Raw genomic sequence first — 14975 nt, forward strand, 5'->3', positions numbered from 1 at the left:
GACCGGCCCGGTGCGTACGGTCGACGTGGTGATCGTGAACGCGTCCAGGTCGTAGAGCGCCCCGCTGCCGCCGGCGAACGTGAGGTAGAGCGTGGTGGTGCCGGCCGGCGGGTTGGTGATGGTGCCGGTGACCGTGGTGAACGTGTCCCAGGCGCCGGTCACCGGGACGGTGGCGGAGCCGAGCACGGTGCCGGTGGCCGAGCCGGCGCGTACCTGGAGCGTGCCGCCCGCGCCGGCCGAGGAGACCCGGGCGGTGAACCCGGTGGCGTCGGCGAGCAGGTACGGCTGGAACGCGATCCAGTCCCCGTTGTTGATGTCGCCGACGGTCTTGCCGCCCTCGGCGGTGCCCTTGTCGAACGTGTTGATCCCGGACGAGGTCTTGAAGTGCTCGGCCTGCCGGTGCCGGGGCTGGAGCGTGTGCTGGGTGTGCGTGGTGAGGCCGCCGGAGTCGGTGTACTCGGCGTCGAAGATGGCGAAGATGTTCGCCGCGTCGTCGTGCTCGCCGTCGACCGGGATGGCGATCGTGCCGGTGCAGCCGGTCGCCGAGGTGATCTGGTGGCCGTGCTGGTCGTGGCCGAGCACGTAGGTCATCTTGACCTTGGTGCAGTCGATCGTGGCGTCCTCCGGGTCGGTGACGGTGATCCGGAACGGCACGGTGTCGCCGAAGGAGAACAGCTTGCCGTTGCCCGGCGTCTCGATGACCACGGTCGGCGCGGTGTTGCCGACGGTGACCACCACGCTGGCGGTGCCGGTGGCGCCCTGCGGGTCGCGGACGGTCAGCGTCGCGGTGTAACGGCCGTTCGCGGTGTAGGTGTGCGACGGGTTGGCCGAGGTGGACGTGCCGCCGTCACCGAACGTCCAGGCGTACGTCAGCGCGCCGCCCTCCGGGTCGGACGAGCCGGCCGAGGAGAACGCCACGGTCAGCGGGGCGACGCCGGAGGTCTTGTCGGCGGCGGCGCGGGCCACCGGGGCGCGGTTGGCGCCGCCCAGGTAGTCGAAGCGGTACAACGCGGAGTTGGCGTCGCCGTTGAAGTACCCGGTGCCGTAGTCGAGCACGTAGTAGGCGCCGTCCGGGCCGAACGCGGAGTCCATCACCTGCTTGCCGACCCACGGGAACGTGTCGATGGTGCCGGGTGAGCCGTCGGCGTTGACGTGGATCGGCTTGATCCAGCCGCGGCCGAACTCGGTGGCGAAGAACTGCCCGTCGAAGGACTGCGGGAACTTCGTGGTGGACGGGTTCGCCGCGTCGTACCGGTAGACCGGGCCGCCCATCGGCGACTCGGAGCCGCCGCCGAACTCGGGCGGGCTGCCGGCGTCACCGGCGTAGCGGATCCAGGCCGCCTTCGCGGCCGGCAGCGTGGTCAGACCGGTGTTGCGGAACGAGTTGTTGGTGGGGCCGCCGGTGCAGTTGTACTTCGCCCCGGCGGTGTTGGTGGCGAAGTCCCACTCGGCGTACGTCTCGGCCGTCGTGTTGGTGCCGGTGCAGTACGGCCAGCCGTAGTTGCCGGGCCCGGTGACCCGGTTGAACTCGACCTGCCCGGACGGGCCGCGGGCCGAGGTGGTGCCGGCGTCCGGCCCGTAGTCGCCGACGTAGACGATGCCGGTGGCCTTGTCGACGCTGATCCGGAACGGGTTGCGGAAGCCCATCGCGTAGATCTCCGGGCGGGTCTTCGCGGTGCCGGGCGCGAAGAGGTTGCCGCTGGGGATCGAGTACGTGCCGTTGGCGTTGACCTTGATCCGCAGGATCTTGCCGCGCAGGTCGTTGGTGTTGCCGGCGCTGCGCTGCGCGTCGTACCCGGGGTTGCGGTTGGTCCGTTCGTCGATCGGCGCGTAGCCGCCGGAGTCGAACGGGTTGGTGTCGTCGCCGGTGGAGAGGTAGAGGTTGCCGGCGGCGTCGAAGTCGATGTCGCCGCCGACGTGGCAGCACAACCCCCGGTCGGCCGGTACGTCGAGCACGTCGACCTTGCTGGCCTGGTTGAGCGTGAAGTCGGCGTTGAGGGTGAACCGGGACAGCCGGTTGACGCCCTGCCAGGCGGAGAAGTCGGTGCCGGTGGCGGGCGCGTCCCCGGCGGGGGTGGACAGCGGCGGCGCGTAGTAGAGGTAGATCTGCCGGTTGGAGGCGAAGCCGGGGTCGACGCCGACGCCCTGCAACCCCTCCTCGTCGTGGGTGTAGACGGGCAGCGTGCCGATCACGGTGGTGGTGCCGGCCGCGTCGGTGCGGCGCAGCGTGCCGTTGCGGGCGGTGTGCAGGACCGAGCGGTCGGGCAGCACCGCGAGGGACATCGGTTCGCCGGTCTCGGCGACGCCGCGGGCGAGTTCGACCTGTTGGAAGTCGCTCGCCGTGATGGGGTGGGCGGACGCCGGGACGGGCGTCGCGGCCAGGCTGACCGTGCCGGCGGCGACCGCGAGCAGCAGCGCCGAGCCGGCGGCGAGTCGTCGTCGGGCGGTGGGGTGATGGGGGTGGCTGGACATGCTGTGCAGTCCCTTCCCGACGCGCGCAGACAGGACGGGGCGCGCGTCGCGCCGGATGCCGAGCGGGGCTTGTCGGCACGACATTAAGACCTTTCGATCAGCATGTCCATAGCTTCTGATCGATAGGCTCCTACTTTTGACGAGTATCGACAAAAGTCAGGCCGGCGAGGTGGAGTAGCAACGCCTTCACGTCCGTCGCCGCTACCCGGTCCCGGGCGGCGGTCGGGTCGGAGCAGAGCAGCACCGGCCCGTCCGCCGGGTCGGTGGGCAGCCGGCCGTGCGAGCCACGGACCGCCCGCGCCCCGGCGTCCAGCCCCACCACGCTCATCAGGTAGCGCATCCCGAGCTTCTTGCGGGCCAACGCCACCGCCGCCCGACGCTTCGCGGCCACCGGGGCGGCCGGGTCGAAGAACAGCTCCGCCGGGTCGTAACCGGGCTTGCGGTGGATCTCGACCAGCCGGGCGAAGTCGGGCGCCCGCGCGTCGTCCAGCCAGTAGTAGTAGGTGAACCAGGCGTCCGGCTCGGCCACCAGGACCAGCTCGCCGGAACGGGCATGGTCCAGCCCGTACCGGGCCTGCCCGGCCGCGTCCAGCACCTCGGCCACGCCCGGCAGCGCGGCACAGCGCGCCGCCACTGCCGGCACGTCCGCCGGGTCCCGCACGTAGACGTGCGCGACCTGATGGTCGGCCACCGCGAAGGCGCGCGAGGTCCACGGTTCCAGGTACTCCATCCCGGCCTGGGTGTGCACCCGCAGCAGCCCCTCCGCGCGCAGCATCCGGTTGACGTCCACCGGGCGGGACACGTCGGTGATGCCGTACTCCGACAGCGCCACGATCGTGGCGTCCCGCTCCCGGGCCGCGTCCAGCAGCGGGCCGAGCACGGCGTCCAGCGCCGCCGCCGCGCCGGCGGCCCGCGGGTCGGACGGCCCGAAGCGTTGCAGGTCGTAGTCCAGGTGCGGCAGGTAGACCAGGGTCAGGTCGGGGGCGTGGTCGGCGAGGATCCGCTGCGCGGCCCGGCTGATCCAGGCCGAGGACGGCAACCCCGCGCCCGGCCCCCAGTAGGTGAACAGCGGGAACGTCCCGAGCGCGTCGGTGAGCGTGTCGTGCAGCTCCGGCGGGTCGGTCCAGCAGTCCGGCTCCTTGCGCCCGTCGGCGTGGTAGACCGGGCGCGGCGTGACCGTCCAGTCCACGTCCGCGCCCATGGCGTACCACCAGCAGACGTTCGCCACCCGGTAGCCGGGCTCGACCCGGCGCGCGGCCTGCCACACCTTCTCGCCGCCGACCATCGCGTGGTGCTGCCGCCAGAGCAGCACCTCGCCCAGGTCGCGGAAGTACCAGCCGTTGCCCACGATGCCGTGCTCGGCGGGCGGCTCGCCGGTGAGGAACGTGGCCTGCGCCGAGCAGGTCACCGCCGGCAGCACGGTGCCCAGCTCGGCGGCGAAGCCGGCCTCGGCCACCGCGCGCAGCCGCGGCATGTGCGCCAGCAGCCGAGGCGTCAACCCGACCACGTCGAGCACCACCAGCCGCCGGCTCATGAGGCGACGCCGATCGGTGCGGACAGGCCGAGGGCGACCAGCTCGTCGCGGGCGAAGGCCAGTTCGGCGGCGATGCCGGCGGCCAGCTCCGCGTCGCCGCGCGGCCGCCGCGCCACCGGCAGCACCCCCCAGGTGTACGTCTCGACGTCGAGGTGGTCGCAGCCGGCGGCCGGGCCGGCGAACAACGCGGCGAGGGCGGCCCGCAGCACCGGCACGGTGGAGCGCAGCGGTGCCTCGGGCGGGGCGTGCAGCGGCACGTGGTAGTGCACCCGCCACGCCCCGGGCAGCCGCGCGTCCAACGCGGCGTCCAGGTCGTCGGCGGCGTACGCCGGGTCGGCCGGGTCGGTGCCGCCGGCGCAGCCCGCCGCGCGGGTCTGGTGCAGGAACCTCGGCTCGACGAAGCGCCGCAACGCGGCCGTCGCGGCGACCGGGTCGGGTGCCTCCACGGCGGCGGAGAGCTGCACCTTGACCACCGGCAGCCCGGCGTCGCGCAGCCGCGCGAGGGCGTCCGCCGGCTCCTCCCNCCCGCCAGGAGCGCGCCGGCCTGCCCGGTCGACTCGACCACACAGCCCGGCTCCGGCTCGAAGCCGACCCGGACCACCCGGCCGGTGTCCCGCGCCACCTCGGCCAGCCCGGCGGCGAGCGCGTCGAGCATCCGACGGGCGGCCCCGGCCCGGCCCGCGTCCCAGGGCGTGCGCCAGGCCAGCGGCAACGTCGAGATCGAACCCCGGGCGGCGTCGTCGGGCAGCAGGTCGGCCAGCACCCGGGCCAGGTCCAGGGTGTACGCCAGCCGTCGCGGCGTGGTCCAGTCCGGGTGGTACACCGCGCCCTTGACCACCGGGGCCTGGAACCCGGCGTACGGGAAGCCGTTGAGCGTGACCACCTCCAGCCCGCGTACGGTCAGCTCGTGGCGCAACCGGCGGCGGGCCGACGGGTCGGCGGCGAGCGCGGCGGCCACCGGCGCGGCCAGCCACAGTCCCAGCCCGAGCCGGTCGACGCCGAGGCGCCGGCGCACCGCGAGCGCGTACGTGTCGAGCTGGCCGAGAATGCCCGGCAGGTCCTCGGCCGGGTGGACGTTGGTGCAGTAGCCGAGGTGGACGGTGGTGCCGTCGGCGTGGCGCAGCCGCATCACTCACCCCCGCGCAGGATCGAGTTGCCGGCGAAGGTGGGCGCCGGGGCGTCCACGTCGGTCAGGTCGAGTCGGCCGGACTGGCCGTAGAACTCCACCGGGTTGCGCCACAGCACCCGGTCCACGTCGTCGTCGTCGAACCCGGCGGCCAGCATCGCCTCCCCGGTGGCGCGGGTGAGCAGCGGATCGGAGCGGCCCCAGTCGGCGGCCGAGTTGACCAGCACCCGTTCCGTCCCGTACGTCCGCAGCAGCTCGACCATCCGCGGCGGCGACATCTTGGTCTCCGGATAGATCGAGAAGCCCAGCCAGCAGCCGGTGTCCCGGACCAGCCGCACGGTCACCTCGTTGAGGTGGTCGACCAGCACCCGGCCGGGCGCGATGCCCGACTCGGCGACCACCGCGAGGGTCCGTTCGACGCCCCGCGCCTTGTCCCGGTGGGGGGTGTGCACCAGCGCGGGCAGGTCGTGCGCCACGGCGAGGGCGAGCTGCCCGGCGAACGCGGCGTCCTCGGCCGGGGTCATCGCGTCGTAGCCGATCTCGCCGACCGCCACCACGCCGTCCTTCTCCAGGTAGCGCGGCAGCACGTCGAGCACCGGCCGGCAACGCGGGTCGTTGGCCTCCTTCGGGTTGAGCGCCACGGTCGCGTGGTGCCGGACGCCAAACTGACCGGCCCGGAACGGCTCCCAACCGATCAGCGAGTCGAAGTAGTCCACGAAGCTGTCCACGCTGGTGCGCGGCTGGCCCAGCCAGAACGCCGGCTCGACCACCGCGCGTACCCCGGCGGCGGCCATCCGCTCGTAGTCGTCGGTGGTCCGGGACGTCATGTGGATGTGCGGGTCGAAGATGCGCACGTCACGCCTCCGTGGTGGTGGTGAGCCGGTCGAGCAGGTCGGTGGCGTCGGCCGGCATGGTCCGGCCGGCGGCGTGCCGCTCGGCGGCGAACGCGGCGAGCATCTGCGCCAGTTCGCCGTCGGCCCGGTCGGTCAGGTCGTCGACCACGGCCAGCGGCACGCCGGTGAAGACGCACTTGAGCACCGCCTGCCGCCAGGCCGGCTGTTCCAGGTGCCGGGCGTAGGGGCCGAGCGCGGCGGCGACCAGCCGGGTGTCGTTGGTGCGGATCGCGTCGTGCAGCAGCGGCACGCACTCCGCCCCGATCGGCAGCAGCGGCAACGCGCGCAGCACGGCCCGCTTCTCCGCGGCGTCGCCGTGCCGGTACAGCGCCTCCGCCGCGGCGGCGTGCCCGCCGGGCAGCGCGGCGAGCAGCAGCGCGCGGGCCGCCTCGTCGACCGTCCAGCCCGGCGGGTCGGGCAGCGGCCCGCGCCCGCACCGCCGGGCGGCGGCGGCGAAGAACCGCGGGATCGCGGCGGGCTCGGTCGCGACGCGGCGCAGCGCCGCGTCCAGCCACTGCGGATCGGGTACGCCCCGAAGCGCGGCGCGCAGTCGGTCGGGTGTCATGCCGTCTCCCCTTTCGAGCCGAGGGCAGGTGCTCAACCACCGCCTTTGCTCTGCAGCCCTCCACGCAGCAGCGGCGATCCGGGGGTGCTGCCTCCGCGGCTGCAGAGCAAAGGGGCCGGATCGGTGGTCCGGTGGTGTCGGTCCGCGCCGGCGGCGGCGCGCAGGAAGTCGAGCGAGCGGGCGGCGACGGCCGGTGCGGCGTGCGAGTGGCGGGGCAGCTCCACCGCCACCAGCCCGCGGTAGCCGGCGTCGGTCAGGGCGCGCAGCACCGGCGGGAAGTCGATCTCCCCGGCGCCGAACTCCAGGTGCTCGTGCACGCCCCGGCGCATGTCGTCGATCTGCACGTTGACCAGGTGCTCGGCGACCGCCGTCACGCACTCGGGCACCGGCAACGGCTCCAGGCAGCGACAGTGCCCGATGTCGAGGGTGAGGCCGAAGCCGGGCGGCGCGCCGAGCGCGTCACGCAGCCGACGCCACCCGGCGACGTCCTCGACCAGCATGCCCGGCTCGGGTTCGAAGCCCAGCGGCACATCGGTCGCCTCGGCGCAGATCGTGGCACACCCGGCGACCAGGCGGTCCCACGCGACCGGCAGCGACACCCCGGGTGGGCGTACGCCGGCCCAGAAGGACACCGCCTCCGCCCCCAGGTCGGCCCCGATCCGGACGGCCCGGCGGAGGAACTCGATCCGGCGGGCCGGGTCGTCGTGCAGCAGCGTCGGGGCGTGCTTGTGCCAGGGGTCGAGCAGGTAGCGGGCCCCGGTCTCGACCACCACCGCCAGCCCCAGCGCGTCCAACCGGCGACGCACGGCGGCCACCCGGCGGGCCAGCTCCGGGGCGAACGGGTCCAGGTGGTCGTGGTCCAGGGTGAGCGCCACGCCCTCGTACCCGAGGTCGGCGATCACCGCCAGCGCGTCGTCGAGCCGGTGGTTGGCGAAGCCGTTGGTGCCGTACCCGAACCGCAGCCGACCCGACCCCGGCCCGCGCGGCGCGTCCGCCCCGGCGCTCATGTCGGTGAGATCAGTCGGGCCAGGCGGCGGCCGAGCGGGGCCGCCCCGGCGACGGCGAGGCCGAGCAGCCCCGCGCCGGCGCGGGCGGCCAACGCCCCCTGCAACGCCGGCAGCCCGGTGATGCCCGCGCCGACGGCGGCACGTACCCGGGCCGGCGACGGATCGGCGAGCACCCCCACCTGCGCCCGCCCGTACCGGACGGCGTACCCGGCGGCGAGCACCACCGGCACCAGGGCACCAAGCCGAAGGAAGGGCCCCCGCTTAACGCATTCGGTAGAGGAGGGGGCCCCGCTTAACACGGTCGGCCGGCCCGGGGCGGCGAGCGCGATCAGCGCGGTGCCGGCCAGGGTGAGGCCCGGCAACCGCCGGTCCGCCGCGCCGGTCACCTCCCGGCGGGACAGCGCGGTGACGGTCCAGGTGTGCGCCGCGACCGTCAGCGCCGCCGGCACCGCCCGGGCCACCCGGCCGCCGGTCGCGCCGAGCAGCACGTCCAGCCCCCGGCAGGCGGCCATCACGGCGGGACCGGCGGCGGTGTTCTTCGCGCGCAGGTCGTACCCCCAGATCGTGGCGGCCAGCGGGACCGCGACGGCGGCAGCCCGCCGGCCCCCGGCGGCGGTGGCGACGGCGAGCCCGGCGGCGGTCAGGCCGCCCGCCACGGCGAGCGCGACGGCGGGGCGGACCCGGCCGGACGGGATCGGCCGCTCCGGACGTTCGACCGCGTCGAGCCGCCGGTCCGCCCAGTCGTTGGCGGCCATGCCGGCCCAGTAGAGCAGCACCGACGCGCCGGCCAGGGCGGGTGTACGCCGGTCGAGCGCGCCGGCCGCGGCGGCGCCGGCCAGCACGTCCCCGGGCACCGACAGCGCGGCCGGCGCCCGGACCAGTTCGGCCAGGTCGGCGAGGCGCGTCACCGGGTCACCCCGGCGTGCAGGCCGGCGACGAAGTCGCGCAGCACCGCCCACTGCTCACCGAGCGCGTGACCGGTGTCGCCAAGCGGATCCTTGAAAAAGAACGCGAGTTCCGCCAGCGGGCCACGGCGGCCGGCGGCGTGCGCGGCGGCGGTCAGCCGGGCCAGGTCGAGCACCAGCGGGGCGGCCAGCGCGGAGTCGCAGCCGTGCCAGGTGAACTCCATCCGCATCCCGGTGCCCAGGAAACCGACGAACGTGACCAGGTCCCACGCGGTCTTGAAGTCGCCCAGCTCGGCGACGTACTCGATCCGGGTGCTGCCCTGCGGCAGGTAGCCGAGCGTCTCGCCGAGCACCCGCTGCTTGCTGCCCACCTTCGCGGCGTTGGCGGCCGGCTCGGCGAGCGTGGCGCCGTCGCCGCCGCCGAGCAGGTTCGTCCCGGACCACGAGCGCACGGTCAGGTGCCGCATCGCGAACATCGGCGCGAGCACCGACTTGAGCAGCGTCTCGCCGGTCTTGCCGTCGTGCCCGGCGTACGGCAGGCCGCCTTCCTCGGCCAGCGCGGCCAGCGCCGGCAGGCGGGCCCCGGTGGACGGGGTGAAGTCCACGTACGGGCAGCCGGCGGTGAACGCCGCGTACGCGTAGCGGGAGCTGGCCGGAAGCACGTCGAGCGCGGCGCGCAACGCGGTCAGGTCGTGGTGGGCCGGGTGCGGCGCGGGCGCCGGTTCGGTGGCGGCGACGTTGACCACCACCACCCGGTCCAGCGCGTGCCGGCGGCGGAAGTCGGTCAGGTCGTCGACCACGGCGGCGATCCGCGCGGCCGGGTCGCCCTCGGTCGGTGCCGGGCGCAGCGCCGCCTCGACGGCGGCCAGTTCCGGGGTCACGGCGTCGACGAGCCGGCCGGGCAGCACCCCGGCGGCGGCGAGCGCCCCGGCGCGTGTGGTGAGCGGGGTGGCGACCACGTCGTGGCCGCCGAAGACGAGGTCGGCGAAGCCGGGCAGCGCGGGACCGCGCAGGTCGGGCAGTTCGGTGACGCAGCCGGTCGGTGCGGTGAGTCCGGCCCGCAGGGCGAGCGCGCCGACCACGCTCGTGGTCGCCACCGAGCCGCGTGCCCCGACCAGCCAGACACCCGTACGCATCGCGCTGCCTCCTTGAGGTCGGTGCCGGTCCGCCGGTGCGGCCGGGGAATCCCGGTCCGGCCGCACCGGAGGGCCGTGCTGGTCGTGCCGGCCGGAGGGTCCCGGCGGCACGCTTCCCGGAGCCGGCCTCGTCCCCGCCGCGGGGCGCAACCGCGGCGGGCCCCCCNTCGGCGGCGCTGCCGCGCCGCGTGGGGTGTTAAGCGGGGCCCCCTCCTCTACCGGATGCGTTAACCGGGGCACCTTCCTTGCACTCCACCTCAACCCAGGCGGCGGCCGAGGCGGACCGGGTGACGGCGTCCAGCACCAACTGCACCTGCAACGCGTCGGCGAACGACGGCGTCGGGTCGACGCCGGTGGCGATCGCCTCGACGAAGTCGCGCATCTGGTGGGTGAAGGAGTGCTCGTAGCCGATGATGTGGCCCGGCGGCCACCACGCCGACAGGTACGGGTGTTCCGGCTCGGTCACCAGGATCCGGCTGAAGCCCTGTTCGGCGGCGGGCCGGGTGGCGTCGAAGAACTCCAGTTCGTTGAGGCGTTCCAGGTCGAACACGACGCTGCCACGCGAGCCGTTGATCTCGACCCGCAGGGCGTTCTTGCGGCCGGTGGCGAACCGGGTCGCCTCGTAGGTGGCGAGCGCGCCGCCGTCGAGCCGGGCCACGAAGACCGCCGCGTCGTCCACGGTGACCGGGCCGGTGGCCCGGCCGTTGCCGTCGGCCTGCGCGGCCGGGCCGCTCGACTCCGCCGGCAGCGGCCGTTCCCGCACGAACGTCTCGGTGAGCGCGCTGACCCCGGTGATGAGCTGCCCGGTGACGTACTGGGTCAGGTCGATGATGTGCGCACCGATGTCGCCGAGCGCGCCGGAGCCCGCCCTGTCCTTCTGCAACCGCCACACCAGCGGGAACTGCGGGTCGACGATCCAGTCCTGGAGGTAGACCGCCCGGACGTGCCGGATCTCGCCGAGCCGCCCGTCGGCGACCAGCCGCCGCATCAACGCGACCGCGGGCACCCGCCGGTAGTTGAAGCCGCACATCGCGCGTACGCCGGACTCGCGGGCCCGGTCGGCGGCGGCGGTCATCTCCCGGGCCTCGGCGACGGTGTTGGCCAGCGGCTTCTCGCACAGGACGTGCTTTCCCGCGGCCAACGCGGCGAGGGCGATCTCACCGTGGCTGTCCCCCGGCGTGCAGATGTCGACGACGTCGATCTCGTCGGACTCGACGAGCCGCCGCCAGTCCGTGGTGTGGCCGTCCCAGCCGAGCCGGTCGGCGGCCTCGGCCACCTTCGCTTCGTCGCGGCCGCAGACCGTCGTCATCCGCACCCGCGCCGGCAGGTCGAACACCCGGTTCACGGTGCGCCACGCCTGTGAGTGCGCGGCGCCCATGAACGCGTAGCCGACCATGCCGACGCGCAGGGTCCTGTCGTGACTGGACAAGGTGGGTCTCCCCCCGTGTGTCAGAAACCGAGCTTCAGGTAGTCGCCCGAGTTCTCCTTGGTGATCGTCTCGGAGGCGAGCACGATTTCCTTCGGTACCTGGAGCTCCACCAGGTCGGACATACCCTTGCCCTGCCCGATCAGTCGGGCCAGGCTGATGGCCGAGGAGGCCATCGACGGGCTGTAGGTGACGGTGGCCTTGAGCACCGTGTTGTCGGCCGCGATGTCCTCCATGGCCTTCTTCGAGCCGGCGCCGCCGACCATGAAGAACTCCTTGCGGTTGGCCTGGGTGACGGCGGCGAGCACGCCGATGCCCTGGTCGTCGTCGTGGTTCCAGACCGCGTCGATCTTCGGCAGCGCCTGGAACAGCCCGGTGGCGGCCTGCTGGCCGGAGTCGACGGTGAACTCGGCCGGACGCCGGTTGGCGACCTTCATCCCGTACGAGGCGAGCGTGTCGGCGAAGCCCTTGGAGCGTTCCTGGGTCAGCTCCAGCGACTCGATGCCGGGGATCTCGCCGATCACCGGGTTGCTCACGCCCTTGGCCTTGAGCTGCTCGGCGATGTAGGTGGCGGCGGCCACGCCCATGCCGTAGTTGTCGCCCTTGATCTGGAGCCGGTAGGCCCGCGCGTCCGGGAACGCCCGGTCCAGGTTGACCACCGGGATGCCGGCCTTCATCGCCTCCAGNTCTGCGAGATCAGCGTGGAGAGCGCCGCCCGCTGGGCCGCCGCGTCCGCGCCGGCCTCCACCGACTTCAGCTCCACGTCCGAGTACGCCCCGGCCTGCGCCTTGGCGTTGTTGGTGATGGCGGCGATCCAGCCGTGGTCGGCCGCCGGCGCGGAGAAGCCGATGGTCACCTTCTTGCCCGGCTCGGCGGCGGCGCCGGTCGCGGCGNCACCCCGGCGGAGACGGCGGCCCCGCCGAAGAGCAGCCGGCGGCGTGACAGGTCACTTGTCATGACGACCTCCTGGATGAGGTGGTGGGGTGGTTTCGGGTGCGGTGGGCCGGGCCACCGTCTTCGCGACGGCGGCCGGGCGGCGCGGTGGGGTCAGGTGGTGGTGGCCCGGTTGCGGGCGAGGAACTGGGTCAGGCTGCGGAACTGCACCTGCTGGACCAGGACGGCGGCGACGATGATGCCGCCCTTGACCATGTTCTGGGCCTCGGCGGAGAGGTTGTTGATGGCGAACAGGTTGGTGATCGTGGAAAAGATGATCACCCCGAGCAGGGAGCCGATGATGGTGCCCCGCCCGCCGCTGAGCAGCGTGCCGCCGATGATCGCGGCGGCGATCGCGTCCAGCTCGTAGAGGTTGGCCATCGCCGCCTGGGCGGAGGTGGCCTGCGCGGTCAGCATCACCGCGGCGATGCCGCAGCAGAGGCCGGAGAGCGCGTAGAGCAGCACGGTGTGCCGGCGGACGTTGATGCCGGCGAGCCGGGCCGCCTCCGGGTTGCCGCCGACCGCCACCGTGCGGCGGCCGAACGTGGTGCGGTTGAGCAGCACCCAACCGGCCGCCACCACCGCGATCAGGATGTAGACCAGCAGCGGGATGCCGAGGATCTTCGTGGTGGCGATGCCGTTGATGAACGAGCTGGTGGAGACCTGGGTCTGCTTGTCGGAGATCTCCGCGGCCAGCCCCCGGGCGGCCACCAGCATGGCCAGCGTGGCGATGAACGGCACCAGCCGCCCGTACGAGATGAGCAGGCCGTTGACCACGCCGACGGCCAGCCCGACGGTCAGCGCGGTGAAGATCATGCCGCCCGCGCCGTAGCTCTGGGTGGCGACCGTGGTGCACCAGACGCCGGCCAGCGCCACGATCGCGCCGACCGACAGGTCGATGCCACCACCGATGATCACGAAGGTCATGCCGACGGTGACCACGCCGACCACCGAGGCGAGCTTGAGGATGGTGAGCGTGTTGTCCCACACCCAGTTCGGGTCGCCGTAGAGGTCGGGCCGGGTCAGGATGCCGATGACCACCAGCACCACCAGCGTGGCCAGCAGGCCGAGGTTGCGCTTCGCGCCCTCCCCGCCGTCGCCGCGCCACCAGGAGAGCCGGGCCGGCGCGTCGACCTTCGCGGTCTCCGCCCGGTCCACCGGCGGCGACTGCGCGGGCAGCGTGGTGTCGGTATCGCTCATGCCGGTGCGCCTTCCATGAGGGACCCCGCCATCACGAGGTCGAGCACGGTGTTCTCGTCGAGTTCGCCGGCCGGGGCCTCCCGGACCACCCGGCCTTCCCGCATCACCAGCACCCGGTCGGCCAGGCCCAGCACCTCGGGCACCTCGCTGGAGACCAGCAGCACCCCGACGCCCCGGGCGGCCAGGCCGCGGATGACCTGGTACAGCTCGGCGCGGGCGCCCACGTCCACGCCCCGGGTCGGCTCGTCGAGCAGCAGCAGCCGGGTGTCACCGAGCAGCCACCGGCCGACCACCACCTTCTGCTGGTTGCCGCCGGAGAGCGTGCGCACCGGCCGCCGGACGTCCCGGGGGCGCAGCTCCAGCGACGCGGCGATCCGGTCCGCCTCCGCCCGTTCCCGGCCGGCGTCGGTGAAGCCGAGGCGGGCGTACCGGCCGAAGGTGGCGAGCGTGACGTTGCGGTAGATCGGCTCGCCGAGCAGCAGCGCCTGGCTCTTGCGCTCCTCGGGGGCCATGCCCATGCCGGCGCGTACCGCCGCGCCCACGCTGCCGGGGCGCAACGCCCTGCCGCCGAGGCGGACCGTGCCGGCGTGCGCCCGACGCGCCCCGAAGATCGTCTCCAGCAGCTCCGAGCGGCCGGAGCCGACCAGCCCGGCGATCCCGACGATCTCGCCGGCCCGCACCCCGAGGGACACGTCGGCGAACTCGCCGTGCCGGGTCAGCCCGTCCACCCGCAGCAGCTCCGCGCCGGCGGCGTCGTCGGCCGGGCGCTGCGGGAAGACGTACTCGATGGTCCGCCCGGTCATCCGGGCGACCAGGTCGCGGGTCGGGGTGTCGCGCGCCGGCAGGCTCGCCGCCGTGGTCCGGCCGTCCTTGAGTACGGTGACCCGGTCGCCGATCTCGCGGATCTCCTCCATCCGGTGCGAGATGTAGATGACCGCGATGCCCTGCGCGGTGAGTTCCCGGATGATCCGGAACAGGTTGCCCACCTCGTCATGGGCCAGCACGGCACTCGGCTCGTCCATGATGATCAGGCGGGCCTCGTGGGACAACGCGCGGGCCATGCTGACGATCTGCTTGCCGGCCGCCGGCAGGTGCCGCACCAGCCGCCCCGGCGGGATCTCCGGGTGGCCGAGCCGGGCCAGGATCTGCCGGGTACGCCGGGCCATGTGCCCGCGCCGGACGAAGCCGAACCGGCGCGGCTCGTGGCCGAGGAACGCGTTCTCCGCCACCGACAGGTCATCCACCAGGTCGAGTTCCTGGTAGATCGTGGCGATGCCGGCGCGCATGGCGGCCTGCGGGTTGGCGAACGCGGCCGGCTCGCCCCGCCACACCACCTCGCCGGAGTCCGGCCGGTGCACCCCGGCGAGCACCTTGATCAGGGTGGACTTGCCGGCACCGTTCTGCCCCAGCAGGCAGTGCACCTCGCCGGCCCGCACCTCCAGTTGCACGCCGTCGAGCGCGCGTACCCCCGGGAACGTCTTCACCACGTCGGTGAGGCGCAGCACCACCTCGCCCGCGATGGCGTCGGCGGGCGCCTCGACCAGCGGTTCCCCGGACATCTCCACCCCCTCATTCATGCTGTGCTGGCTGGGCATGCCCTCACGGCCCTCGCTGCGCTCGGTGCGATCGGTCATGCGGTGCTGGCTGGGCATGCCCTCACGGCCCTCGCTGCGCTCGGTGCGTTCGGTCATGCGGCTTCCCCGAATGCGACGTCGCTGGCGAGGACGGCGGCGCCGGCGACGCCGGCGCGCGGGCCCAGTTCGGAGAGGACGACCGGC

At 73.9% G+C, this 14975-nt stretch carries 10 protein-coding genes and 2 pseudogenes; all 12 read right to left on the reverse strand.

Annotated features, from left to right (window positions below):
* Positions 1-2472 (reverse strand): PQQ-dependent sugar dehydrogenase (locus B1205_RS25905; protein WP_254910209.1); only part of this gene is annotated, 2472 nt, incomplete at its 3' end.
* A 130-nt stretch (positions 2473-2602) separates the two neighbouring features.
* Positions 2603-4006 (reverse strand): alkaline phosphatase family protein, encoded by a 1404-nt coding sequence (locus B1205_RS25910; RefSeq protein WP_089157993.1) that lies wholly within the window; start codon positions 4004-4006, stop codon positions 2603-2605.
* A pseudogene (locus tag B1205_RS25915) lies at positions 4003-5135 on the reverse strand (metabolite traffic protein EboE). The gene B1205_RS25910 and the pseudogene B1205_RS25915 overlap by 4 nt, the downstream one beginning before the upstream one ends.
* Complete coding sequence (locus B1205_RS25920) at positions 5135-5986, reverse strand: TatD family hydrolase (RefSeq protein WP_089157994.1); 852 nt, start codon at positions 5984-5986, stop codon at positions 5135-5137. Before B1205_RS25920 ends, B1205_RS25915 begins: the two are co-directional and overlap by 1 nt.
* A 1-nt stretch (position 5987) precedes the next feature.
* Positions 5988-6590, reverse strand: a complete 603-nt coding sequence (locus tag B1205_RS25925) for an EboA domain-containing protein (RefSeq protein WP_089157995.1) — start codon at positions 6588-6590, stop codon at positions 5988-5990.
* 32 nt (positions 6591-6622) lie between these two features.
* Complete coding sequence (locus tag B1205_RS25930) at positions 6623-7597, reverse strand: sugar phosphate isomerase/epimerase family protein (RefSeq protein ID WP_254910210.1); 975 nt, start codon at positions 7595-7597, stop codon at positions 6623-6625.
* On the reverse strand, positions 7594-8505 hold the full coding sequence (locus B1205_RS25935) for an SCO3242 family prenyltransferase (RefSeq protein ID WP_089157996.1): 912 nt from the start codon (positions 8503-8505) through the stop codon (positions 7594-7596). The genes B1205_RS25930 and B1205_RS25935 overlap by 4 nt, the downstream gene beginning before the upstream one ends.
* Positions 8502-9638 carry an inositol-3-phosphate synthase gene (locus B1205_RS25940; protein WP_089157997.1) on the reverse strand — a complete coding sequence of 379 codons (1137 nt, stop codon included), beginning with the start codon at positions 9636-9638 and terminating at the stop codon, positions 8502-8504. Before B1205_RS25940 ends, B1205_RS25935 begins: the two co-directional genes overlap by 4 nt.
* A gap of 196 nt (positions 9639-9834) precedes the next feature.
* Positions 9835-11034 carry a Gfo/Idh/MocA family protein gene (locus tag B1205_RS25945; RefSeq protein WP_441338569.1) on the reverse strand — a complete coding sequence of 400 codons (1200 nt, stop codon included), beginning with the start codon at positions 11032-11034 and terminating at the stop codon, positions 9835-9837.
* A gap of 53 nt (positions 11035-11087) precedes the next feature.
* Positions 11088-12021: pseudogene (locus B1205_RS25950) on the reverse strand (substrate-binding domain-containing protein).
* Between the two features lie 90 nt (positions 12022-12111).
* Positions 12112-13197, reverse strand: a complete 1086-nt coding sequence (locus B1205_RS25955; RefSeq protein ID WP_089157999.1) for an ABC transporter permease — start codon at positions 13195-13197, stop codon at positions 12112-12114.
* On the reverse strand, positions 13194-14756 hold the full coding sequence (locus B1205_RS25960; RefSeq protein WP_176308806.1) for a sugar ABC transporter ATP-binding protein: 1563 nt from the start codon (positions 14754-14756) through the stop codon (positions 13194-13196). The genes B1205_RS25955 and B1205_RS25960 overlap by 4 nt, the downstream gene beginning before the upstream one ends.
* Positions 14757-14975: the final 219 nt, after the last annotated feature.

Source organism: Micromonospora sp. NBS 11-29 (genome assembly GCF_002140155.1).
In the GTDB taxonomy this organism is placed as follows: domain Bacteria; phylum Actinomycetota; class Actinomycetes; order Mycobacteriales; family Micromonosporaceae; genus Micromonospora.

Coding starts and splice junctions, on each gene's coding strand:
- B1205_RS25925 (WP_089157995.1), bottom strand. CDS start 6,590: ATGACACCCGACCGACTGCGCGCCGCGCTTCGGGGCGTACCCGATCCG.
- B1205_RS25940 (WP_089157997.1), bottom strand. CDS start 9,638: ATGCGTACGGGTGTCTGGCTGGTCGGGGCACGCGGCTCGGTGGCGACC.
- B1205_RS25955 (WP_089157999.1), bottom strand. CDS start 13,197: ATGAGCGATACCGACACCACGCTGCCCGCGCAGTCGCCGCCGGTGGAC.
- B1205_RS25910 (WP_089157993.1), bottom strand. CDS start 4,006: ATGAGCCGGCGGCTGGTGGTGCTCGACGTGGTCGGGTTGACGCCTCGG.
- B1205_RS25945 (WP_441338569.1), bottom strand. CDS start 11,034: ATGGTCGGCTACGCGTTCATGGGCGCCGCGCACTCACAGGCGTGGCGC.
- B1205_RS25930 (WP_254910210.1), bottom strand. CDS start 7,597: ATGAGCGCCGGGGCGGACGCGCCGCGCGGGCCGGGGTCGGGTCGGCTG.
- B1205_RS25960 (WP_176308806.1), bottom strand. CDS start 14,756: ATGTCCGGGGAACCGCTGGTCGAGGCGCCCGCCGACGCCATCGCGGGC.